This is a genomic window from Streptococcus pacificus (assembly GCF_016481305.1).
GTDB lineage: Bacteria > Bacillota > Bacilli > Lactobacillales > Streptococcaceae > Streptococcus > Streptococcus pacificus.
Genome location: NZ_JAENBO010000004.1, coordinates 1 through 22,645 on the forward strand (window position 1 = coordinate 1; position 22,645 = coordinate 22,645).

Here is a 22,645-nt window from a genome sequence, read left to right on the forward strand (position 1 = left end):
TTAAAGGTTATACCACAGTGATTAAGGGTTATGACATTACAAATGTTCATCATCCAGAAAAACCACTTCCAAAAACTGGGGAGTCATCAACTCTACTCTTTAGTTTAGTAGGTTTAGTGGTAACCGGCTTAGCAGGTATCTTTGCTTACAAACGCTACGCTAACAACTAAACATTTTTCTAAATATCAATATTATCAATAATCAAAAAGTTAAGTGATTTGATAGTTGTTTTAATCAGAAAGACTCCTTTACTCTATTTTTAAGTAAAGGAGTCTTTTAAGTAAGAAAATTTCAGACCAGATCGCGACCAAACTAATATCCTTGAAAGTGTTTGGGGTAGTATTTAAAGTGACTTTATGAAACCATCTCTGCTAGTGGAGATGGTTTTTATTGAGCTGTCAAAAATAAGTGTTATAATATAACCATGACAATGTTTAAACAATTTAAATCTCTTTTTGCACTAAAGCCTATGGTTGATAATCCTTACCGTGTTTTAATGATTGGTTTTGCGATTTTTATCGTTTTGATGGTCGGTTATTGGAGAAATGATTTTTTGATTTCTAACTTTGCCTCATTAGGATTATTTACCCTTTTTTACTATCAAAACCTTCCCATGCCCTATTTGCTTAGGAATCTTGGCATTATCGGTGGGTCTTTGTTACTGGTCTTTCTCTTGGGGTTTTTATCATCCTATTCTCCTTGGTTTTCACCACTAGTAGTTGGGGTTATTGCATTTATTAGTCGCTTATTGACTAGATTGTTTAATGTACATAAACCTGGAGGCATCTTTTTTGTTATGGTTGCAGCCATGGGAACGACCATAGCAATTCCTGAGAAAAAATTAGTGGAAGTTATTTTATTTTTCCTTTTGGGGATTGTGATTAGCCTAATAGGTGCTGTTATCATCAAAAAAACAGAGACTCGAGTAGAAGTAGCTGTACCTCACAATACTTTTAAAGAAAGATTTTTTAAAGATCCTTTGGCACTTGTTGATGCTATCTTTTATAGTAGTGCCTTGTTCATGTCCGTTTACTTGAGTCACGGTTTACATCTGGGTAATCCTTATTGGGTGACTCTTGCCTGTGCGGCTATTTTACTGGCTGAAAACTTAGAAGCATTGAAACACCGACATTTACAATACCTAGCAGGTACTTTTGTTGGCCTAGTTGTTGCCAGCTTGTTGTTGGTCTTGCCTTTGTCTCGAGTACTTTTGATTCTTTTGATTACCATCCTTTACGCTTTGGCGCAATACTATGTTCCAAGAAACTACGCGGTTGCTAATATTTTTATCACTCCGATGGTTATCTTGTTGTCTGTTACCAATAATAGTGATTTATCGCTTCACTTGTTTCAATCTCGCTTTATTGGCGTTTTATTAGGTAGTTTTATCGGTTTTGGAACAGCCTGGCTAATGTGGTTGATGCTTAATCATTACCTAGCGGTTACTAAAAATATTAGTGAAGTCAGCGACGAAGAGAATCATCAGTAATAAAAAGTGCCATAAGTGTGGCACTTTTTATTGTTTATTTAAACGTGTCAAAAGATAGGTGAAGAGCTAAACTCCTACCAATTTTCCCACTGGGTAACCACTTTGACATTGCCATAATCACTAGGAGAATACTGACTGTCATAGAGTGTTGTCCAGTCAGTTAAAATCTTGTCATTCATCAACTCATCGTAGATCCTGTCTAGCTCTTTTGCACTAATGTCATGTTCTTTGAGATAGGCTTTAATCGCAGATTCTTCTCTAAGATGAGTATTATCCTGTCCTTGTTCAAGAATGATGATAACATCTTTTTTAAAAATAGTTGTCTTTTTGTTATATTCAGCATAGATAGAAATGATTGTTCCATCAGTCAGTTCTTTTCTAAATGAAAACCCAACGCCTTTATTTGTTTTATCAAAAAAATGAAAATAAATTCTAGCATAAGTGTACTGATGAGGTAAAATTTCTTGATAATAAGTGACATAGGGTTTGGTTTCTCTAGTATCATTCATTTCTACATTTAAAACATTTTTATAGTTAACCGTTACATCATTAAATTGTCCAAAGACATAGCTTCCCTCTTCATAACGCTTCCCAAATAAGTCATAACTGATTTCTCCAGCGCCACCGGTATCATAATACATTTCATCAAAAATATTTTGAATACGATTATTGTAATAATAAAGACCAGTAACGGTTAAAGCAATAGTTGCCAAAAGGCTGATAAGGATAATGACTATGCGATTTGTTTTTGGCAATATTTTTCCCCTTTAATTTTGACTAGCTGCCTCTAATTGTTCGATAAAGAATTTAACACCTGAATCTTTATAGTTAGTAGCAATATAGTCAAGTTTTTTATCCTTAGAAACTATTCCTGGCACCAAACTATTGAAAATGGTGTTTTTCACCTCATCTAAATCTTTATGTTTTAAAAATTCTTTTTCTCTGAAGTAAGCTGAAGGCGAGTGTTGGTTAAGTTCTTGATAATAACTAGTCATAGCTTGTCGGTATGAAATACCATTATTCATCCGTTCAATAATATTAACTGCATCTATATCAGCTTGGTAATCATCAATCCCCATACTTGGTTTAACATCGGCATCATCTGTTGCATCACCTCGCCATCCGGATAACTCTTCAACCGTTTCACGGCCCAAAAGATGTGGTATCCCAAAAATAGTATTTAAATGAGTAGCCATAGTGATAGATTGGTGGGTAAAGTCGGAATGATTGAAAAAGGCTTTCACCCTGTCATCCCAGAACTGGTCGAAGTTCGCATCGCTACCATAGGTATCTTGATACCTTTGTTTATAAATATCATGGTCGGAATCTGAGTCAGAAGATAATCTTTTTTCATCTACTAAGTCATTTTGTAGTCTTAGATTATAACGAAGCTTTTTAGCTTGGTCAGGTGAAAGTCCGAGTTTTTCAAACAAACCAATCGTTGATATGTCATTGTTTCCAGATAGTAACTGTTCTCGACTATAGAAGAACTGATCTAAAGGATCAGCGGTCTCCCTCCATTTCCAGTCGTCATAGGTAGCATTTCCCATTAATCTGAGAAAAATGTAGTCTTTTTTCTCCTGGCTAAAGTTGGGGAATTTTTCAGCGATATTATTTTTAACTGTAACAATTTGTTTTGCCGTTTCCACATCAAATCCATATTGGACTATCAGTTGTTGTAACTAGAATTTATCTTTTTTGGTCATGGCCAATGCTCTAGTCTCAAAACGACTGGTGAGTTCTCTTGCCCAGGTGTTGTCAGTTAATGATTGGAAGTGACTGTTTTTATCGCTTGAGGTACTTAGTGCTTTTAAGCCTTTGGTCATTAGTGTTTCAATGTCAGCCAATTCATCAAATAAACCAGCTGAGTATTGATGATAGGAACGAAGATCGTTTAAAATCGTTTCATAGGTTCTTTTGTTAGCTTGATGTCCACGTAGGAGTTCCAAATTGTTGTAACGCAAGTCTTGTTTAATAGCATTTGGGAGCGTGGCGTTTATCAACAAGGTGTTACTCATTTCAATTTGAGCTATTTGTCTATTTTCTTGTTCAATCGCTCGAAGAAGTTCATCTTCAGTCCAGCTCTTACTGTCAACGCGTTCGATGTACTCATTGGGAAGTTTGAAGATTATTTGAGAGAGTACTTGGGCGTAAAGTTCTCCCCCTTGTGATAGAGGCAATAAGACATTAGCAAAGTAGTTCCTTGCTGCAGTGTAAGCCTCCCCTTTTAAACTTGATGTGTCTTGAACAAATCCTTCAATGGCTTTTTGGATGGCCTGATAGGCAGTCAACTGATTTTGACAGAGGTCATTGACACTGGTTGCCTGCTGGTGGGACTGTTCTAAAAACATGTTAATACTCATGATTGTCCTCTTTTAGTTTATTGGTTTCTTTTAAAGTGAGGTATCGTAATTCTTCTTGCTTTAATTCCAACTGATGACCTAATCGTCTTAGGCGGATGGTCTCGTTAAAAAGTTTGTCCATGGTTTGTCGGCTTTGTTTTCTAAGGAAATGAGCTGTATCTTTTAATTGATGTGCATAACGGCTACGGTAACTGATTTCCCCAACAGCCTGTTCTAATCCATAGGTCATATCGTCATAGGTTTCATAACTAGCAAATATTTTTTTGAGGGACTGTTGGTGGTCATCATTTTCTGCCATCTGAGCAAGAACTTGTTTTTCTTCTTGTTTTAGCTTTTCTAGGTTTTCCATTAGTTTTCTCCAAACCGTCTTGCATTTTTATCGTCGTTTTCTTTAAACTGATTAGCAATAAATTGCAACTGGTCAGTAGCACCAATAATCGCTGACTGCACTTCCTTGGCTAGATTTTGTGCTTTGTCTATGACAACGTGTGCTTTTTCATTTCCCTTGACGGTAGAGAGAGTATCTTTAACAGGTGAACTCGTCGTAGATAATTGAGAAAGAGCATTACCAATCGTATGCTGGTGTTCTTCCACTCTTTCTTGATTACTAATGATTTGCGTCATCTTATATTCTCCAATGGTAATATTATTATTTTTATTATAACATAAGAACTTTTAAATTGTACCTATTAAGCCGATGAGTAATGTTCTTATCGTACCAATAGTAGTGACTCTGGATATTAATATCTATGAAAAAATTATCAACACAAAAGCCCAAATTCTTGGGCTTTTTGCATCTGTTTAAAAATTACGTTTTGATCGATTGTAACCATAGCGTTCGATGAAATCTTCTCTAAATTCTAGAAGGTTGTCATTAACGATGGCCTCTCTGACTTGTTTCATCAAGTTGATGAGGAAGTAGAGGTTATGGTAGCTGGTGAGTCTAATGCCAAAGGTTTCATCTGCTTTTAAGAGATGGCGCAAATAGGCGCGTGTATAGTTTTGACAGGTGTAGCAGTCACAGTTGTGATCAAGTGGAGTAAAATCTTCAGCATACTGCGCATTTTTAATCACGACGCGACCTTCACTCGTCATACAAGTTCCGTTTCTAGCAATACGAGTTGGAAGAACACAGTCAAACATATCAACCCCACGGATAACCCCGTCAATTAAACTATCAGGTGCTCCCACACCCATCAAGTAGCGTGGTTTATTTTCAGGAAGTAGAGGTGTTGTAAAGTCAAGAACGGCATTCATTTCTTCATGTGTTTCCCCAACCGCTAATCCGCCAATTGAGTAGCCTGGGAAATCCATGCTAACCAAATCGCTTGCTGATTGACGGCGAAGATCTTCAAAGCCAGCCCCTTGAACAATTCCAAACAATCCTTGATCATGCGAGCGACGGTGGGCTTTTAGTCCGCGTTCTGCCCAACGACTGGTTCTTTCAATACTCTTTTTAACATAGTCATAGGGTTGATAAAATTGTGGGCACTCATCGAAACTCATCATGATATCGCTCCCTAGATTGTTCTGAATACTAATCGCTTTTTCCGGTGATAAAAACATTTTTGAGCCGTTGAGATGATTTTTAAAGGTAACGCCTTCTTCGGTGATATCGCGACTATCAGCTAAAGAATAAACTTGAAAGCCACCGCTATCGGTTAGAATCGGTTGATCCCAGTTCATGAATTGATGAAGACCTCCTGCTTTAGCAATCAATTCATCACCCGGACGTAACCAAAGATGGTAGGTGTTTGATAAGATGATACCAGATCCCATTTCTTTTAGTTCTTCAGGGGACTGCGTTTTAACAGTGGCCTGTGTCCCAACCGGCATAAACATTGGTGTCGGAAAAGTACCATGTGGGGTGATGATTTCACCAAGTCTTGCTCCCGTGTGTTTTTCCTTTTTAATGAGACGGTATTTGATTGGTTGTGTTGTCATATTTTCTCCTTTGCTTCTAGGAAGAACAGTCCTAGGCAGTTTAACCTATTCATTTTATCAAAATAAGTCAGATTTGTCATTTTTTGTTTGATAACTCCAATCATTAGCGTTGTCCAAAAAAGCATTCTTATGCTAACTGTGTTATAATAAGTTTATCTTTTTGAGAAGGGGTAAAAATGAAACCATCAATCATTAAAAAAGAAGCCAGAACAACTCTCAAACGCTTGTCCGGCAAGTATCAATTTTTCTTACTACCAGTCTTGTTAACCCTATTTTATATGGGTGTTTCTATGTTTGAGCAACTCTCAGTAAGTGTTCAAACGACAACAAGTTGGGGAAAAAATCTATTTACACTAGCTCTTAGCACCCTAGTGACTTTTTTTGTGATTTCTACACTTTTAACCATGCTAGATGTGATTCGTGGGGAACGCCAAAGCGTCCATTTTTCTGATAGTCAACGGGCTTTTGAAACCAAATTATTTATCCCCCTATTTATTCTCATGGTAATGAAAAACCTTCTTTTATTTGTCTGGTTTTTTGCCTTTTCTTTTGGCTATATTATGATTTTAACAAGTGGCATTAATCCAACAGGCATTGGTTTGGCCATTTTATCGCTTGTGATGTTCTTGATTACCCTTTACCGTTATTTCTTTGTTGAACTCTTGTTTTATGAGTATTATCAAAAAAACATAAGGGTTAATCCGCTTGTATTACTCGCCACCAGCCGACAATTTATGAAAGGCTATAAACGCCAACTGTTTTTCCTTCATCTGAGTTTTATCGGTTGGTATGTTTTGGTGGGAGTAACGTTTGGGCTAGCCAGTTTTTATGTGCTTCCTTATCTGATCACTAGTAATGCGATTTTTTATGAGAAAATGTTAAAGGAAAAAAGACAATTACAAAAAATGTCTCTTCCAATTAAATGGATGTAAGAAAAAAGGCTGTAGTCTTCTCACTAAGAGAAAAACTACAGTCTTTTTTACATCTTGAAATATTCAATTTTAATACAACGGTTCATGACGATGTCATCGCGGTGATTGTTTCTTAAAAGTTGTTCTGCCTCTTCGTTTTCAAGACCTAGTTGTGCCCAAAAGATGCGAGCATCAGTAGTGATAAAGTCTTTAGCCACTTCAGGTAAAAACTCACTACGACGAAAGACATTAACGATGTCTATTGAGTCAGGAATGTCTTGTAAGGAAGCATAGGTTAATTCACCTAAGATAGTTTTTCCAGCCTGCCTTGGATTAACTGGAATAATTTTATAGCCAGCTTTTTGCATTATCTCAGAAACGCGATAGGCAGGGCTTTCTTGTCGGTTAGACAAACCAACGACTGCGATAGTTTTACTGTCCTTTAGATAGTTAAAAATGGTTTCTTGATCAGGATTTTGAAAGTGATAAGTCATTATAATCTCCTTATTTGGCTTCATACCACGTTTTTCCAGCATTGTCGTCAACGATAAGCGGTACTTTTAGTGTAAAAGCAGACTCCATCGTCTCTTTGACCAAATGCTTGATGGTCTCTAATTCGTCTTTAGGGACTTCTAAGACAATTTCGTCATGGACTTGTAAGAGCATCTTGGCTTTGAAGTTTCCATTTTCAAGGGCTTTGTCAAGGTTAATCATAGCAACCTTTAAGATATCTGCTGCAGATCCTTGAATGGGTGAATTGATAGCTGTTCGTTCGGCAAAATTTCTAACATTAAAGTTGCGCGAGTGGATATCGGGGAGTTCCCGTCTACGATGAAAGAGTGTTTCAACATAACCCTTGTCACGCGCGTCTTTAACAATATTATCCATGTAGGCTTTAATGCCAGGATAGCGCTCAAAATAGGTATCGATATACTGCTTGGCTGCTTTTCTTGTGATGCCAAGATTGTTTGACAGGCCAAAATCAGAAATTCCATAAACAACGCCGAAGTTAACAGCCTTAGCATTTCTGCGGTCGTTTGCGCTCACCTCTTCTGGTTTTTCAATACCAAAAACCCGCATGGCAGTAGCTGTATGAATATCTGCCCCGTGATTGAAGGCATCAATCAGGTGTTCATCATTAGAAATGTGGGCAAGAACCCTTAGTTCAATTTGTGAGTAGTCAGAACTTAAGAGCACACTGTCTTCTTGATTAGCAGTAAAGGCTTTTCGAATTAATCGTCCTTGTTCTAAACGAACAGGGATGTTTTGAAGGTTGGGATCGACACTTGATAGGCGACCTGTCTGTGTTAGGTCTTGAAGATAGGAAGTGTGAATTTTTCCGTCAGACAAGATATAATCTTGTAAGCCAACAACATAAGTGTTTTGGAGCTTGGTAATCTGACGATAGTCTAAGATTTTAGCAACAATTGGCGCAGTAGGTGCTAATTTTTCCAAGACATCAACGGCAGTAGAATAACCTGTTTTGGTTTTCTTGGTGGCCCAAAGCGGTAATTGCATTCTCTCAAACAAGATATGGCCCAGCTGTTTTGGCGAATTGATATTGAATTCTTCGCCTGCCATTTCATAGATTTCTCGTGTTAGGCGCTGAATGGTCAATTCGTTTTCGACCTGCATTTCTTGCAAGGTTGCTTTGTCAACAGAAATACCTTCGATTTCCATTTTCGCTAGGACATTGGAAAGAGGAATTTCCATCTCAAAGAGTAAGTCGAGTTGTTGGTTTTTTTCCAACGCTTTTGTCATTACCGGTTCTGTTTCCACCAGAGTGCGGATTTTTTTGGCAAGATGGGTAAGGAGTAGTTCTTTCTCTGGGATGGCACGTTTTGCCCCTTTACCATAGACATCATTATCATCAGCTAGTGGTGTTTGACCATAGAGGTGAGCAATGGTTGCTAGCTCATTATCATCAACCGTTGATAAGAGATATTTGGCAAGTCGACTATCAAAGGCACAAGCAGCTAAAGGCACATCAAGATGGTTAAGCAAGACCTTGCTTCGCTTGAAATCATAGGTTTTTATCGGTTGAGACAAGGCTTGTTTAAAAAGATCTGATTGAAGGAGCTTGATATCAGAGCTAGCATAAATTTTATCCTTATTCCCCCAAGCAAAACCAATGATGCTTTCTGTATGGTAGTTAGGACGCAGAAGCTCAAAATAATAAAACTGATCATCCTTAAACATCTCAGGTTGAAGTTCTGTTACTTCTGTGAAGGTCACATCTACTTCTTTTTGACCAGCACCAGATAGGCTAGCTTTTAATTGCTTAAAGCCCATGTCATCATAAAATTGTGAGAGTTTTTCCACCTCAGGACCATGGTAAGCCAAATCATCAAGACCAATCGTGATAGGTGCAGTGGTATCAATGGTTGCCAGTGTTTTTGAAAGAAAGGCTTGCTCTTTATCATGGATAAGATTTTCTTTCATCTTAGAGGCTTTCATACTGTCAATATTAGCATAAATGCCTTCAAGACTGCCATGCTCCAAGAGTAATTTTAGGCCAGTCTTCTCACCGATTTTGGTGACTCCTGGGATATTATCGGATTTATCACCCATGAGAGCTTTCAAATCGATAAATTGTGTTGGAGTAATCCCCATTTTTGTCATCAGGTAGTCTGGTGTGAATTCTTCAAATTCTGAGACCCCTTTTTTAGAAATTTCAACCACGGTATTATCATCAGTTAGTTGAATCAGGTCCTTATCACCACTGACAATCGTGACATCATAAAAAACCTCTCCATTTTCAGCGAGTTTATCGAGAGTTCCAATGATATCGTCTGCTTCGTAGCGATCAAGTTCATAGTACTTGATGCCAAGTGCTGTCAGCATCTCTTTGATGAAGGGGAATTGTTCTCTAAACTCATCCGGTGTTTTTGCACGGCCAGCTTTATAGTCTGAAAACATCTCGGTTCTAAAAGTCGTTTTACCTGCATCAAAAGCCACTAAAACATGAGTAGGATTGACCCTTTTCATCATGTGATCAAGCATCAAATGAAAGCCATAAATAGCATTGGTATGAAGACCATTAGCATTTTTAAAGCGATCAATTTGATTGTACAAGGCAAAAAAAGCACGAAAGGCGATGGATGACCCATCAATTAATAGTAATTTATTCTTATTTTTCATAGGTTTATTATACCACAAGTAGTACTTTTAAAGGGCGCGTGAGATGTCCTTGTAAAGAAAACTCTGTCAAAATTTTTTTGTGAGCTATCAATTGCTGATAAGTTTGATATAATAAAGATATTACAGGAGGGAAATGGTATGAAAGTAACAACTCTAGGCTGTTGGGGAGCCTATCCTTATAAAGATGCTGGTACAACGAGTTATCTCGTCACTGGTTCAGACGGTTTTCAACTCTTGATGGATGTGGGGAGTCGCGCTATCAACGAACTGGAAAAAGAGCTGAGTCCACTAGCAGTGGATGCTGTCATTATTAGCCACTACCATCCAGATCACATCGCCGATTTGGGCGTTTTATTTCACTACCGTCTTCTTTATCCTAAAACACTTTGGGAGCCTAAACTGCTACCTGTTTATGGTCATGATGAGGATAAAAACGCATTTGCAAAACTGAGCCTTCCTAATGTGGCACAAGGTATTGCTTATAATGTTTCTGGTGTTGAGACCATTGGTCCTTTTGAAATCAGTTTTATCAAAACCGTTCATCCGGTGCCTTGTTATGCGATGAGAATTACAGAAAAAGCTACCAATCAAGTTCTTGTTTTCACAGGAGACACTGGCTATTTTGATGATTTAGCAGCTTTCACTAAGGATGCTGATTTGTTTTTAGCAGATGTTTATCTATTTGAGGGCAATGAAAATCATCCAGCCCACTTGACCAGTAAAGAAGCAGGTGAAATTGCTAAAGAAGCAGCAGTGAAGAAACTCGTTTTGACGCACCTGCCACAATTTTCAAAAGACGGAAAACACGATGATGATTATTTGGAAATCTTAAGACAAGAGTCTACTAATTATACAAACGGTATTCCGGTTGAATTGGCCCATCCTCATAAATCTTGGGATTTAGGAGAACTGTAATGTATAGTCAAGCCGAAAAAGAATACTTTATGTCAGAAGCCCTAAAAGAAGCCCATCGCTCGCTTGAAAAAGATGAGATTCCAATCGGTTGCGTCATTGTTAAAGAGGGTCAGATTATAGGACGAGGTCATAACGCCAGAGAAGAACTTAATCAAGCGATTATGCATGCAGAAATCATGGCCATCAATGAAGCCAACCAGTCAGAAGGCGATTGGCGCTTACTGGACACTACTTTATTTGTTACGATTGAACCTTGTGTCATGTGTAGTGGTGCTATTGGCTTAGCAAGAATAACAGCAGTTGTTTATGGTGCTAAAAATAGTAAGTTTGGTGCAGCAGGCAGCCTCTATGATATTTTAAGTGATCAACGTCTTAACCACCGAGTGGCTGTGGAAACAGGAGTCCTTGAAGCTGAATGTGCCCAAATCATGCAAGATTTTTTCCGAAAACGGCGAGAGAAAAATGTGACACTTAAAAATGAGACGACAGAAGACTAGTTGCAGAAATTTTAAATTCTGCTATAATAAACTATGGAGCAACAGTTTTGCGTGAAGTGGGTCAGGGGAGGAATCCAGCAGCCCTAAGCGATGTAAGCTGTGTGCTCTTTTTTTGTTTATTCTAAAAACCCTATGAAATCTTGATTTCATAGGGTTTTTATGTCGATTGTTAAAATTTTGGGGCTTTTTGGGGGGCAGAAAAAGGGCAAAAATAATTAAAAATTGATTTGATTCATTTTATTTGTCAAATCAATGGACTTTAATAATTGGTTGTGTTAGACTAAAAACTACATTTTATATCATAAATTTTATAATTAATTTATTTCAGTGTTACAGTAATAGTAAGGAGAAACCGTTGAATTTATTTAATCAGTTAAAATCTAATATCTCATATATTTTTTGTTCTCATAAACTTAGCATCAAAGGGTTACTAACCGTTTTAGTTGTTTGTGGTTTTCTATTTAATTCGTCTCTTTTTGGCTCACCAACAATTGTTTATGCCACAACCACTTTTAAAGAATTTTCTCTAGAGGAGACAACTTTGTCTATTGGTAAATCAACCACTTTGCATATAACATTTGAGGAACCTGTGTTTTATTTAAGAAAGGATTCTTTTAACACTAAAGGCGTAAGAATTACTGACTTATACTCAACAGACGATGCCAAAACGTGGACAGCAATTATTGTTCCATTATCTAATTATAATGGGTTAGGGAAAATTACTTTAATGTCAGGAGCTTATTATAATGCGTTAGATGGAACACAGGGGAGTGGAAATGTTATTGAAGTTTTTGTTGATACGATAGCACCTCTTTCTCCCACTATCAATTATGAAGATCCAGGAGCTGATGGTGTTTATAATATACCAGAAGTTGGTCCTGATGGTACCATCACAGCAAGGGTTATTGTTCCAACTGATACAGAAGTTGGTGATATTTTAATAATTAATGGTGCGTCTTATACAATTACTCAAGATATTATTGCAAATGGTCAAGAAGTAGAAGTGGCTCCAGACACTACCCTTTCTGCCTACATCATTGATAAAGCAGGTAATAAAGGGCAAGTAGCAGCAGATAGAGCTGCTCCAGAAGACGCCTCACGCCCTGATGCTTCTACCACGCAACTAATGATTAACGATGTTACAATGGATAACATCATCACTAGTCAAGAAGGTCAAACAGATATTGTGATTACTGGTCAAGCCAGTGGCGTCTTTACTGCAGGCGATACCATTTATCTAAGAATAAATGGTGTTGATTACCAAGGTCAAGTGGATGACAAAGGGAACTTTAGTATCACCGTTAAGGGATCTGATTTAGTAGCAGATAGCGATAAAACAATTGATGCTTCTTTGACTGCAACTAATACAGTTGGCAATCAAGGCACAATTGTAGCAACCAAAACCTATACTCTAGCGCCAGTACCAGAAGCACCAACACTTACTCATGAAGATCCAGGTTCTGATGGTGTTTATAGTCAAGATGAAGTAGGCTCAGATGGCACAGTAGCCGTAACCGTTAAAGTACCTAGCGGTACAGCAGTAGGTGATATTTTAACCATTGACGGAAAAGACTATGAGGTAACGCAAGCTATTCTTACTAATGGTCAACTACTTGAAGTTAAACCGGGAGCATCTGTAGAAGCTTTTATCACCAATACCTTTGGGGAAGTAGGACCGATGGCTACAATCATGGTATCAGGCCAATTTAAGATTCCAAGCAAAGCCCCAAGTTATGACTTACCAGTTTCTGACTTTGTGCCAGAAACTAAGGTGCCAGATAAAGCTCCAAGCTATGACTTACCAGTTTCTGACTTTGTACCAGAAACTAAGGTGCCAGACACAGCCCCAAGTTATGACTTACCAGTTTCTGATTTTGTTGCAGAAACTAGGGTACCAGACACAGCTCCAAGTTATAACTTACCGGTTTCTGACTTTGTACCAGAAACTAGGGTACCAGACACAGCTCCAAGTTATGACTTACCGGTTTCTGACTTTGTACCAGAAACCAAGGTGCCAGACACAGCTCCAAGTTATGACTTACCGGTTTCTGACTTTGTTGCAGAAACTAGGGTACCAGACACAGCTCCAAGTTATGACCTACCAGTTTCTGACTTTGTACCAGAGACTAAGATACCAGATACAGCTCCAAGTAATGATTTACCTAAAGTACCTATCAATAATGAAGTATCAAAAAATAGTCAATCAGGAACTTCTAAATCCACTTCAAAGGGTCTCCCTAAAACAGGAGATAATCGACAATTTATCACAATTATTGGTAGTTTCTTGGTTGCTTGGTCCATCTTATTTAATCTATTCTTAAAAAGAAAAAATAATTAAAAGTTAAAAAGCTCTAGCAATTTGCTAGGGCTTTTGTTGTTCAATCAAGCAGGCAACAAAAAAGTCTCCCAAAGGGAGACGATTTTTTAGCTTAATGTAATATTTGCTGCTTGAAGTCCGCGTGCGCCTTCTTCAATATCAAATGTTACTTTTTGGCCTTCATCCATGGTTTTAAAACCATCTGTTTGAATGGCTGAGAAATGTGCGAAAACATCGCCACTTTCTTCAGTGCTGATAAAACCGAAGCCTTTTTCAGCGTTAAACCATTTTACTGTACCTTGTGTCATTAAACATACTTCCTCTCTTATTATTTGTAAACTCTTGAGAAAAAATATGTTACCACAAATATAACTCTTGAAACTCTACTTTCTCATACTAACACGAATGAGGAGCAATGTATACCAAAAAGCTTCAAATATTGAAAATAAACATAAAAATCTCTTAAAAAGCTATAATATTAAGGTTTTTGACAATTCAATTTCTTTTTATTTTTTTCATTATCGTATCAAATTCAAGTTTTTCCATCAGAATCTTCCTATTTTATTCTACAAAAGAAGACTATACTAAAGGTAACGAAAGAAAGGAGACAGTATGGAAACGATTATATTTTTAATTTCGGTTTTCCTAGCCGGAGTATTATCATTTTTCTCACCTTGTATTTTTCCACTACTTCCGGTTTATGTCGGTATTTTATTGGATTCAGATGACGAGAGAACCATCACTATTTTAGGGAGGAAGGTCTATTGGCATGGTCTCATTAAAACCCTCTCGTTTATTGCTGGGCTATCAACTATTTTTCTAATCCTAGGATATGGTGCGGGCTTTTTAGGAGCTGTTTTATATGCCGATTGGTTCCGTTATGTTTTAGGAACTATCGTTATCATTCTTGGTATTCACCAAATGGACATCATTACTATTAAGAAACTACAAATGCAAAAAAGTATTACTTTTAACCCCAATAAAAAAAGGAACGATATTTATGGTGCCTTCTTACTAGGTATTACCTTTAGTTTTGGTTGGACACCTTGTGTTGGACCAGTTCTTAGCTCGGTATTAGCGATTGCTGCTTCTGGTGGAAGTGGTGCGGTTCAAGGTGGCTTTTTGATGCTTGCTTATACTTTGGGGATGGCTTTACCGTTCTTGTTGATGGCACTGGCCTCAACATCTATGCTTAAACATTTTAACCGTCTAAAACCTTATCTAAGCACAATGAAAAAAATTGGCGGTGCCTTGATTATTGTCATGGGCATTCTACTAATGACTGGGCAACTAGGTGCTCTTGCAGCATTCTTTGAATCATCTTTATAAAAGGAGAAAAACAATGAAAAAAATCACATTATTAACAACAGGTCTTGTTTGTTTAGGACTTCTTGGTGCATGTTCAAACACGACTCAAGAAAATATGCCTAAAGAGGCTAAAACAACTAGCAATATGACTAAAAAAGACGATATGAACAAGGATTCAAAAACTGAAATGAAAGACTCAGAAATGCAGGGTTCAGATGATATGGCAACAATGAATGATGGTGAGATGGCTTATGATTTCACTCTAACAGGTGTTGATGGAAAAACTTATCATCTTTCAGATTATAAGGGTAAAAAAGTCTATCTTAAATTCTGGGCCTCATGGTGTTCTATTTGTTTAGCGACTCTAGAAGATACTGTTGAACTCTCTGAGATGGCTGATGACGATTATGTTGTGTTATCAGTTGTAGCCCCAACTCATAATGGTGAGAAAACGCAAAGTGAATTTAAAAAATGGTACCAAGGATTAGGTTATGATCAACTGCCAGTTTTACTGGATAATGATGGCGAGCTACTAAAAGCTTACGGTGTTCGTTCCTATCCAACATCAGCTTTTATTGGAAGTGATGGTGTTTTAGTCAAAACACATATCGGATTTATGGAAAAAAGTGATATTGAAAAAACCTTAAAAGAAATAAAGTAATGGTATAATGATAAGGAGGACAATATGGATAACAAATTTAAAATCATCCTAATGGCTGTGAGTGGTCTCATACTACTAGGTTTAGTGATTTGGTTTTTTGGAAAAAATCAGATGACCTCACAATCCTCAATTGAGAACATTAAAAACACTGTTGTGAATCATTCTAATAATGATGCCACAAAAGAAAAGAAAGGTAAAAAAATGACAGCAACAAATCAAAAAGACATTTATTTAGCAGGTGGTTGTTTCTGGGGTGTCGAAGAGTACTTTTCACGTGTTGACGGGGTGCTCGATGCCACTTCTGGCTATGCCAATGGTAAAAGCGACACCACTCAATATGAATTGGTTTCTCAAACAGGACACGCCGAAACAGTTCACGTGACCTATGATGCCGATACCATTTCTTTAAAAGAAATTCTCCTTCATTATTTTAGAATTATTGACCCAACCAGCCTTAACAAACAAGGTAATGACCGTGGGACACAATACCGTACTGGTGTTTACTATACCGATCCATCAGATGTTCAGGTGATCGATCAAGTCTTTGAACAACAAGGACAAAAATATGACAAGCCGATTGTGGTTGAAAAAGAGCCTTTAAACCATTATGTTTTAGCTGAAGAGTATCACCAAGATTATCTAAAGAAAAATCCAGGTGGTTACTGCCATATCAATGTTAACCAAGCCTCTTATCCTGTCATTGATGATAGTCAATATCAAAAACCTAGTGATGCGGAATTAAAAGAAAAACTCACTCCAGAAGAATATGATGTCACTCAAAAAAATGCGACAGAAAGAGCTTTTTCAAATCGTTACTGGGATAATTTTGAGCCAGGCATTTATGTTGATATTGCTACTGGAGAACCTCTCTTTTCATCTAAAGATAAATTTGAATCAGGTTGTGGTTGGCCAAGCTTTAGCCGTCCAATTAGTCCTGATGTGGTTGACTATGAAAAAGATACCAGCTTTAACATGGAAAGAATTGAAGCACGTAGTCGTGTGGGAGACTCTCATTTAGGCCATGTCTTTACTGATGGTCCAAAAGAAGCAGGTGGTCTCAGATATTGTATCAACAGCTTATCAGTCAAATTTATTCCAAAAGCTGAAATGGAAAGCCAAGGTTATGGTTATCTCCTTGAGTATGTTGATTAATGGATAAGGAGTCAGATGTGTATTCATTATTAATTGTTGAAGATGAACCTCTAGTAAGACGTGGTATTCGTTCTTTAGTTGATTTTGAAAAACTATCTATTACTTGTGTTGATGAGGCAGAAAATGGCCAAGAAGCCTGGCAACTCTTTGAAGAGAAACACTATGATATTATCCTGACAGATATTAATATGCCTGTCATGAACGGGATTCAATTGGCCCAACTCATCAAAGAAAACTCTCCCCAGACTCACATTGTCTTTTTAACAGGTTATGATGATTTTGATTATGCCTTATCTGCCTTAAAACTTGGAGCTGATGATTATCTCTTAAAACCCTTCTCAAAAGAAGATGTGCTTCAGATTCTTCATCAAATCATTCCAAAAATAGAAGAGGCTAAAAAAAAGACGCAACTGGAAAGCCTTATGGAACAATCCCCACAATCAGAAATCGAGCAATTGATTCAAGACCAACTATCTGATGTGAATTTGTCTCTTAAAACCCTTGCCAACCAACTGTCTTTTAGCCCAAATTATCTAAGTGTCTTAATCAAAAAAGACTTGGGGATGAGTTTTCAAGACTATTTGATTCAAGAGCGCCTAAAAAAAGCCAAACGTCTTTTATTAACAACGCATTTAAAAATTTATGAAATTGCTGAACAAGTGGGTTTTGAGGACATGAACTACTTTTCACAACGGTTCAAGCAGGTTGTTGGTGTCACGCCAAGTCAATTTAAAAAAGGAGAACAGTAATGAAACGCTACCCACTATTAGTGCAATTAGTGATTTATGTTTTTATTATTGTTTTTGTCTTGCTTGTCACTGTTGGTGGTCTTTACTACCAAACCAGTTCATCAGCCATTCGTCAAACAACTGAACAAAATACCAGAGATACCCTTAATCAAGGGCAACAATTTATTAGTACCTATCTTCAAAAACTACAACAGACGACTAATAGTTTGGCAACCAATCAAGAGTTAAAAGATTATGCCTTAGAAGCTGATAGTCGCAAGAAAGAAGACCTCAATCAACTCTTTCAAACCATTTTAGAGACGGACAAGGATTTTGTATCAATCATCTTTGTTGGTAAAAATGGCGACACCATTTCGACAAATGAAGATTTGGTGATGGCAACTTCTGATGACATGATGAAAGAATCTTGGTACCAAGAAGCCATTCATCAAAATGGAATGCCAGTCCTTATGCCGTTTAGAAAAATGTCCGATGTTTCAAATGAGGAATGGGTGATTTCAATCACTCAGGAAGTTATTGATGATAAGGGACAAAATCTTGGTGTTCTAAGATTAGATACGGGTTACGAAACTCTAGAGACTTATTTAGACCAATTAAAACTAGGGTCTAGTGGTTTTACTTTTATTGTCAATGACCAAAAAGACTTCATCTACCATCCGCAAAAAAGTGTCTATTCGTCTAAAGAAGAGATGGATGAGATGACACCATTTATCACACAAAAAGATGGGTATACCAAAGATAATCACTATTTTGTCTATCAACTGCCAGTGTCTGATAGTCAGTGGACCCTCATTGGTGTGGCATCGCTTGATTCTTTACAGATGATTCAAAAACAAATTCTCTTATCATTTGTAGGTATTGGTCTATTAACGGTCATTATTAGTGGTTTCGCCATGTGGTTTATCTTAAAATTATGGCTGCAGCCGATTCGTGATTTGCAAGCTATTATTCTAGCCATTGGTCAAGGCAATGCCCATCTAAGAGCGGCTGAAAAAGGTTCTCCTGAGCTAGTGCAGTTATCGCATCAATTTAATAACATGCTAGATAGAATTGATAGTTTGATGATAGCCATTAAGGAAAAAGAACAAGATATTAGACGTTTTGAGTTAGAGGCATTGGCCAGCCAAATTAATCCTCATTTTCTCTATAATACGCTTGATACCATCGTTTGGATGGCAGAGTTTAACGACAGTGAAAAGGTTGTTGAAATCACCAAATCATTAGCCAAGTACTTTAGACTAGCTTTGAATAAAGGCAATGAAAAAATTGCTTTAACAGATGAGTTAGAACATGTCAAGCAATACCTGTTTATCCAAAAACAACGCTATGGTGATAAGTTGTCCTATGAGATTTCTTCAATAGAAGCTTATAGCGACTATCAGCTGCCAAAACTGATTCTACAACCACTCGTTGAAAATGCGATTTATCATGGTATTAAAGAAGTCAATCGTCCAGGACTCATCAAGATTTCGGTGACAGAAACAGAAAATCATCTGGTTGTTAGCATCTATGACAATGGTAAGGGGATGGTGGCAACTGCTCCATCGTCTGAGGGTAGTCAAACCAAACTAAGCCGTGGAGGTGTTGGTTTAAAAAATGTTGATCAGCGCTTAAAATTACAATTTGGCGAAGACTATCATATGGAAATAGATGCAAAAGAAAATCAGTACACTGAGATTAAACTATATTTCCCGAAATCGTATTCAATCACTGTATATTCTTGATTAGCTAAAAAGTAAAGAGGTTAGGTGCTTTTGTAACTATGTTACTAGCCTAGCCTCTTTTAATAATGGTAACAATTATTTTTGTCATATATGAAAAATAGTAAAAATAAAAAGTAATCTTATTCTTTTTGTTTAAGCAAAAACAACTTGTTTTTGATTTGTTTTCGATTCTAAGATACGACATTTTTGTCAAAGATTTTTAAAATACTTTAAAATAGTGTTATAAAAATAAAAAGGAGAAATGAGGATGTCTATCAAAAAAATTGGAAATCAATGGTATGATCACAAAGGAAATGTTATTTCTGAGAGTCGAAAAAATTCAATTCGACAATTTATTTGCTTAAAATTGGAAGATGAATTAGAAAATAAAGGATTTGAGGGAATGATTAAAAAATTTGCTATTAGTTGTCTTAAGAGAGTGTGATAGGAAAATGAAAAGTTAATGTCGGGATGTTTATTTGTTTTGACATTAGCTTTTTTTATTTAAAAAATAATATAGGCTTCTGGTATAATATACTAAAGGGGATATCTATATGATTGAAACTGAAGAATGGAATCTGTGTTTAAAAAAATTAAATTAATTTAGAAGGTAGCATAATGAAAATAGATTCAAATACCTCTTTTATGAGAGAAATTGAACAAAAATATCATATTGTCGATAAAAATTTAATATCTTATTGTATACAAAATTTAATAAGAGAGAATTTTTATCTTGAAAATCATGCTATAGAGACCGACTTTGTTCCGGATTTTTACAATGATTATTGTAAGAGAAAGGGCATAGTAATTAGATATAGGATAATTCAACCAGGTAGTTACTTGCTGACCATTAAAACAAAAAATCAATCTCAAAATAATAATTTAGAAGTACAAGATAATTTGGAACTGGAGTATGATAGTTTCCTTGATACAACTGATAGATTTAAGGAAATTCAAAAATTTTTAAAAGAAGATTTTGATATTGACATTCCAGATATTATTCTAAAAAATAATGATTTACATTCTAATATAATTGACCTTGTTAGTGCTTTATATAAACTAGGATTTGTAAAATGTAGAATGATAACTCAAAAAAATAGGAAGACTTACAAAAGAGATAAGATGTCAGTTTGTATAGATCATTTTCCTCATGAAATTGGTGATTTTGTAGAAATAGAAGCATTAAATATGGATGACTTTATAAAGTTAAAAAACATAGTTTCCTTGCCCAGTCAATTAATAGAAAGAGAGAATTATGGAAATATAATACAAAAAAGACGACTAGAATTAGGTAATAGCAAAAATAGATCAAGGGTTTGTTTATTTGATTCTATAATTGAAAATTTTATTTACGAAAGATTTAGCATATGAATACTAATATGATTGAAACTGAAGAAATGGGAACTCTGTTTAAAAAGATTAGACTTTCAAAAAAATTATCCTTAAAAGATGTCGCTGGAGACTATCTTTCGGTGTCTTTTCTATCTAAGTTTGAGCGGGGAGAATCTGAAATTACTCTTTCAAGATTTTTATTACTACTTGATAATTTAGATGTCAGTATTGAGGAATTTTATGGTATTTTATCAAAAGGACATGCGACCAAAACTGAGAAATTGATAGAGAAAGTCAGTAAAAGTTTCCAAGAAAATAACCTTTTAGCCCTTAAAAAATATTATAAAGAAGAAATTGGTGCTTATAATGAGACTGGGAATAAAACTTATTTGTATAATGCCATAATGATTGAATCATTTATGGTAAGCCTAACAGGTGAGACAATCACAGAAGAGAAAGTAAGTCATATTACTGACTATCTTTTTGGCATTGAACAATGGGGGAAAAGGGAATTGATTATATTTGGGAATAGTATGACTGCCATTTCTACTGAAGCTTTGAATATACTAATTAAAGAGATTGTATATAAAACAGTACTATTTGGTAATGATGAGTCTAACAAGAGAATAAGAATTGGTTTAGTCATAAATGCTATTTCAGTATATTTAGATAGAGAACAATTGGAATTGGCGAAATTGTATTTAGATATTATTTCAGATATGAGTATTCCAGAAACTTTTCTATATGAAAGGTTTGAATATCGCTTTTTATTGGGTTTGTATTGGATAAAGTCAGGAAAAATTGCTATTGGTAAGAAAAAAGTTGAATCAGCCTTGGGATCTATAAGAGCTTTGGGCGTTGAAAATCTACTTATCGCTAGAGAGGATATTTATGAAAATATTTTGGGTTCTTTAAAATAAAAACATAAAATCGTATTCAATCAGTTAATAAAATAAACCTTCTGAATTTCAGAAGGTTTTTTCAATAGTGGCCAATCGTTAGAAAACAACTTTATCAATGAGTTGAATGCCTTCAAAGGCTATATAGGTATAAAGATATAAGGTGGCAGGTTTAGAAAGAAGTGTGATAAAGGTAAATTTTTTCAGTGACATTTTACTAAGTCCTGCAACCATACATAAAAAATCATCAGGAAAACCAGGTAAAATAAAGGCAGTTGCCAAAAAGTAATCAAAATAGTGCCCCTTATCAAGATAGGTAATATATTTATCATAAGTCTCATCAGAAACAAAAGCTTTCACAAAATGCTCCCCATATCGTCTAGCAAGTAAAAAGGCTAAAACAGAGCCAATGAATATGCCAGTGACATTATAAAGGAAACCGTAAAGTGGTCCAAAAAGTGCATGACCAATCACACAGGTTAAACCACCAGGGATAACGGGGTAGATAACTTGGATAATTTGAATGAGAATAAAACCAATTGGTCCCCAAAAGCCAATGTCTTTAAGAAAACGAGTAAAGCTACCATTGACAGAAAACAGATGTGGGTTTGTTTTGATATAAATGGCTAGTAGAACAGATAATCCAATCCCCAATAAGGTCATTATCTGAATAAGTTGTTTATTAGAAATAGTAGGGTAATGTTTAGTATTCATAACATTTCTCTTCTTATTTGTTTTTGTTTTATATTTCTATTGTACTACTAAAATAGAACAATTATATCAGTCTTAAGACCGATTTTTAATCAAATAGATTATTTTTTAAATTGAGAAGTTGCTAATAATAACAGCTTTTTGGCCTATTTTTTGTTAAACTTTTAAGACTAAAAATAAATGCATAATGTTTGAAGAATATCTAGCGCCATGCTAGAATATAGTTAAATAATTATTATTTTTTAAGAGATATGATTATTTAAATAAATTAAAAGAGGTGTTGTCAATGTCTAAAGAAAAATTAGAAGGAACTCTTGAAAAAGCTTCAGGTTCAGTGAAAGAATTTGCTGGAGATGTTACTGGCGATAAAAAAATGAAAGCTGAAGGCACTGTTGAAAAAGTAGCTGGAAAAGCTAAAGAAGTCGCTGCAGATGTTGCTGATAAAGCAAAAGATTTAGCAACAGACGCTAAAGATGCAGTAGAAGGCATGATTGACGGTTTGAAAAAATAAAGTCAACATGATATGAGAAGGGTAGAGGGATGTCTCTCTACC

25 protein-coding genes and 1 other RNA gene are annotated in these 22,645 nt (G+C 36.0%); 16 read left to right on the plus strand and 10 right to left on the minus strand.

Annotated features, from left to right (window positions below):
• Nucleotides 1-17: 17 nt before the first annotated feature.
• Together JHK62_RS08000 and JHK62_RS05475 are read left to right on the plus strand one after the other, a co-directional pair.
• Nucleotides 18-170, plus strand: coding sequence for an LPXTG cell wall anchor domain-containing protein (locus JHK62_RS08000; RefSeq protein WP_425507450.1), 153 nt, complete (start codon nt 18-20; stop codon nt 168-170).
• 254 nt (nt 171-424) lie between these two features.
• The gene (locus JHK62_RS05475) at nt 425-1,489 is read left to right on the plus strand and encodes an FUSC family protein (protein ID WP_199575767.1); all 1,065 of its coding nucleotides are present in this window, start codon (nt 425-427) and stop codon (nt 1,487-1,489) included.
• 74 nt (nt 1,490-1,563) lie between these two features.
• On the opposite strand, the gene JHK62_RS05480 is transcribed toward JHK62_RS05475, so the two are convergent.
• The 6 genes from JHK62_RS05480 to tgt all read right to left on the minus strand — a co-directional run bounded on the left by JHK62_RS05480 (nt 1,564) and on the right by tgt (nt 5,796).
• Nucleotides 1,564-2,244, minus strand: coding sequence for a TipC family immunity protein (locus tag JHK62_RS05480; protein WP_199575768.1), 681 nt, complete (start codon nt 2,242-2,244; stop codon nt 1,564-1,566).
• A gap of 12 nt (nt 2,245-2,256) precedes the next feature.
• Nucleotides 2,257-3,138 (minus strand): hypothetical protein, encoded by an 882-nt coding sequence (locus JHK62_RS05485; RefSeq protein ID WP_199575769.1) that lies wholly within the window; start codon nt 3,136-3,138, stop codon nt 2,257-2,259.
• Nucleotides 3,139-3,171: 33 nt separating this feature from the next.
• Nucleotides 3,172-3,852 carry a T7SS effector LXG polymorphic toxin gene (locus JHK62_RS05490; RefSeq protein WP_199575770.1) on the minus strand — a complete coding sequence of 227 codons (681 nt, stop codon included), beginning with the start codon at nt 3,850-3,852 and terminating at the stop codon, nt 3,172-3,174.
• Nucleotides 3,842-4,201, minus strand: coding sequence for a hypothetical protein (locus JHK62_RS05495; protein ID WP_199575771.1), 360 nt, complete (start codon nt 4,199-4,201; stop codon nt 3,842-3,844). Before JHK62_RS05495 ends, JHK62_RS05490 begins: the two co-directional genes overlap by 11 nt.
• On the minus strand, nt 4,201-4,476 hold the full coding sequence (locus JHK62_RS05500) for a TIGR04197 family type VII secretion effector (protein WP_199575772.1): 276 nt from the start codon (nt 4,474-4,476) through the stop codon (nt 4,201-4,203). The genes JHK62_RS05495 and JHK62_RS05500 overlap by 1 nt, the downstream gene beginning before the upstream one ends.
• 177 nt (nt 4,477-4,653) lie before the next feature.
• Complete coding sequence (tgt, locus tag JHK62_RS05505; RefSeq protein WP_199575773.1) at nt 4,654-5,796, minus strand: tRNA guanosine(34) transglycosylase Tgt; 1,143 nt, start codon at nt 5,794-5,796, stop codon at nt 4,654-4,656.
• Between the two features lie 176 nt (nt 5,797-5,972).
• Here tgt and JHK62_RS05510 point away from each other — a divergent pair, with 176 nt between their 5' ends.
• Nucleotides 5,973-6,728 carry a DUF975 family protein gene (locus JHK62_RS05510; protein ID WP_199575774.1) on the plus strand — a complete coding sequence of 252 codons (756 nt, stop codon included), beginning with the start codon at nt 5,973-5,975 and terminating at the stop codon, nt 6,726-6,728.
• 47 nt (nt 6,729-6,775) lie between these two features.
• Here the strand turns inward: JHK62_RS05510 and JHK62_RS05515 are convergent, their stop codons facing one another.
• Both JHK62_RS05515 and polA read right to left on the minus strand, forming a co-directional pair.
• Complete coding sequence (locus JHK62_RS05515; RefSeq protein ID WP_199575775.1) at nt 6,776-7,201, minus strand: CoA-binding protein; 426 nt, start codon at nt 7,199-7,201, stop codon at nt 6,776-6,778.
• A 10-nt stretch (nt 7,202-7,211) separates the two neighbouring features.
• Complete coding sequence (gene polA, locus JHK62_RS05520) at nt 7,212-9,848, minus strand: DNA polymerase I (RefSeq protein WP_199575776.1); 2,637 nt, start codon at nt 9,846-9,848, stop codon at nt 7,212-7,214.
• Nucleotides 9,849-9,986: 138 nt separating this feature from the next.
• On the opposite strand from polA, the gene JHK62_RS05525 reads away from it, so the two are divergent.
• From JHK62_RS05525 to JHK62_RS05540, 4 genes are all read left to right on the plus strand, one after another.
• A complete protein-coding gene (locus JHK62_RS05525) occupies nt 9,987-10,763 on the plus strand; it encodes an MBL fold metallo-hydrolase (protein ID WP_199575777.1) in 777 nt (258 codons plus the stop codon).
• Nucleotides 10,763-11,260 carry a tRNA adenosine(34) deaminase TadA gene (gene tadA / locus JHK62_RS05530; RefSeq protein ID WP_199575778.1) on the plus strand — a complete coding sequence of 166 codons (498 nt, stop codon included), beginning with the start codon at nt 10,763-10,765 and terminating at the stop codon, nt 11,258-11,260. Before JHK62_RS05525 ends, tadA begins: the two co-directional genes overlap by 1 nt.
• Before the next feature lie 25 nt (nt 11,261-11,285).
• An RNA gene (gene ffs / locus JHK62_RS05535) (signal recognition particle sRNA small type) lies at nt 11,286-11,384 on the plus strand.
• Nucleotides 11,385-11,615: 231 nt separating this feature from the next.
• Complete coding sequence (locus tag JHK62_RS05540) at nt 11,616-13,598, plus strand: Ig-like domain-containing protein (protein ID WP_199575779.1); 1,983 nt, start codon at nt 11,616-11,618, stop codon at nt 13,596-13,598.
• 86 nt (nt 13,599-13,684) lie between these two features.
• Here the strand turns inward: JHK62_RS05540 and JHK62_RS05545 are convergent, their stop codons facing one another.
• Nucleotides 13,685-13,885 (minus strand): cold-shock protein, encoded by a 201-nt coding sequence (locus JHK62_RS05545; RefSeq protein WP_018370365.1) that lies wholly within the window; start codon nt 13,883-13,885, stop codon nt 13,685-13,687.
• A gap of 304 nt (nt 13,886-14,189) precedes the next feature.
• Between JHK62_RS05545 and ccdA2 the strand changes: the two genes are divergently transcribed.
• The 8 genes from ccdA2 to JHK62_RS05585 all read left to right on the plus strand — a co-directional run bounded on the left by ccdA2 (nt 14,190) and on the right by JHK62_RS05585 (nt 21,402).
• Entirely contained in the window at nt 14,190-14,906 is a 717-nt protein-coding gene (gene ccdA2, locus JHK62_RS05550) for a thiol-disulfide oxidoreductase-associated membrane protein CcdA2 (RefSeq protein WP_199575780.1), read from the plus strand.
• A 13-nt stretch (nt 14,907-14,919) separates the two neighbouring features.
• Nucleotides 14,920-15,546 carry a TlpA disulfide reductase family protein gene (locus JHK62_RS05555; RefSeq protein ID WP_199575781.1) on the plus strand — a complete coding sequence of 209 codons (627 nt, stop codon included), beginning with the start codon at nt 14,920-14,922 and terminating at the stop codon, nt 15,544-15,546.
• Between the two features lie 24 nt (nt 15,547-15,570).
• On the plus strand, nt 15,571-16,698 hold the full coding sequence (gene msrB, locus JHK62_RS05560; protein WP_199575782.1) for a peptide-methionine (R)-S-oxide reductase MsrB: 1,128 nt from the start codon (nt 15,571-15,573) through the stop codon (nt 16,696-16,698).
• A gap of 17 nt (nt 16,699-16,715) precedes the next feature.
• On the plus strand, nt 16,716-17,447 hold the full coding sequence (locus tag JHK62_RS05565; protein WP_199575783.1) for a response regulator: 732 nt from the start codon (nt 16,716-16,718) through the stop codon (nt 17,445-17,447).
• Nucleotides 17,447-19,171, plus strand: a complete 1,725-nt coding sequence (locus JHK62_RS05570) for a cache domain-containing sensor histidine kinase (protein WP_199575784.1) — start codon at nt 17,447-17,449, stop codon at nt 19,169-19,171. Before JHK62_RS05565 ends, JHK62_RS05570 begins: the two co-directional genes overlap by 1 nt.
• A gap of 247 nt (nt 19,172-19,418) precedes the next feature.
• Entirely contained in the window at nt 19,419-19,595 is a 177-nt protein-coding gene (locus JHK62_RS05575) for a hypothetical protein (protein WP_199575785.1), read from the plus strand.
• Nucleotides 19,596-19,768: 173 nt separating this feature from the next.
• On the plus strand, nt 19,769-20,521 hold the full coding sequence (locus JHK62_RS05580; protein WP_199575786.1) for a CYTH domain-containing protein: 753 nt from the start codon (nt 19,769-19,771) through the stop codon (nt 20,519-20,521).
• A gap of 8 nt (nt 20,522-20,529) precedes the next feature.
• Complete coding sequence (locus tag JHK62_RS05585) at nt 20,530-21,402, plus strand: helix-turn-helix domain-containing protein (RefSeq protein ID WP_199575787.1); 873 nt, start codon at nt 20,530-20,532, stop codon at nt 21,400-21,402.
• A gap of 78 nt (nt 21,403-21,480) precedes the next feature.
• Here JHK62_RS05585 and JHK62_RS05590 read toward each other — a convergent pair whose 3' ends face one another.
• Nucleotides 21,481-22,095, minus strand: a complete 615-nt coding sequence (locus JHK62_RS05590; protein ID WP_199575788.1) for a TVP38/TMEM64 family protein — start codon at nt 22,093-22,095, stop codon at nt 21,481-21,483.
• A gap of 283 nt (nt 22,096-22,378) precedes the next feature.
• Here JHK62_RS05590 and JHK62_RS05595 point away from each other — a divergent pair, with 283 nt between their 5' ends.
• Entirely contained in the window at nt 22,379-22,603 is a 225-nt protein-coding gene (locus tag JHK62_RS05595; protein WP_199575789.1) for a CsbD family protein, read from the plus strand.
• Nucleotides 22,604-22,645: the final 42 nt, after the last annotated feature.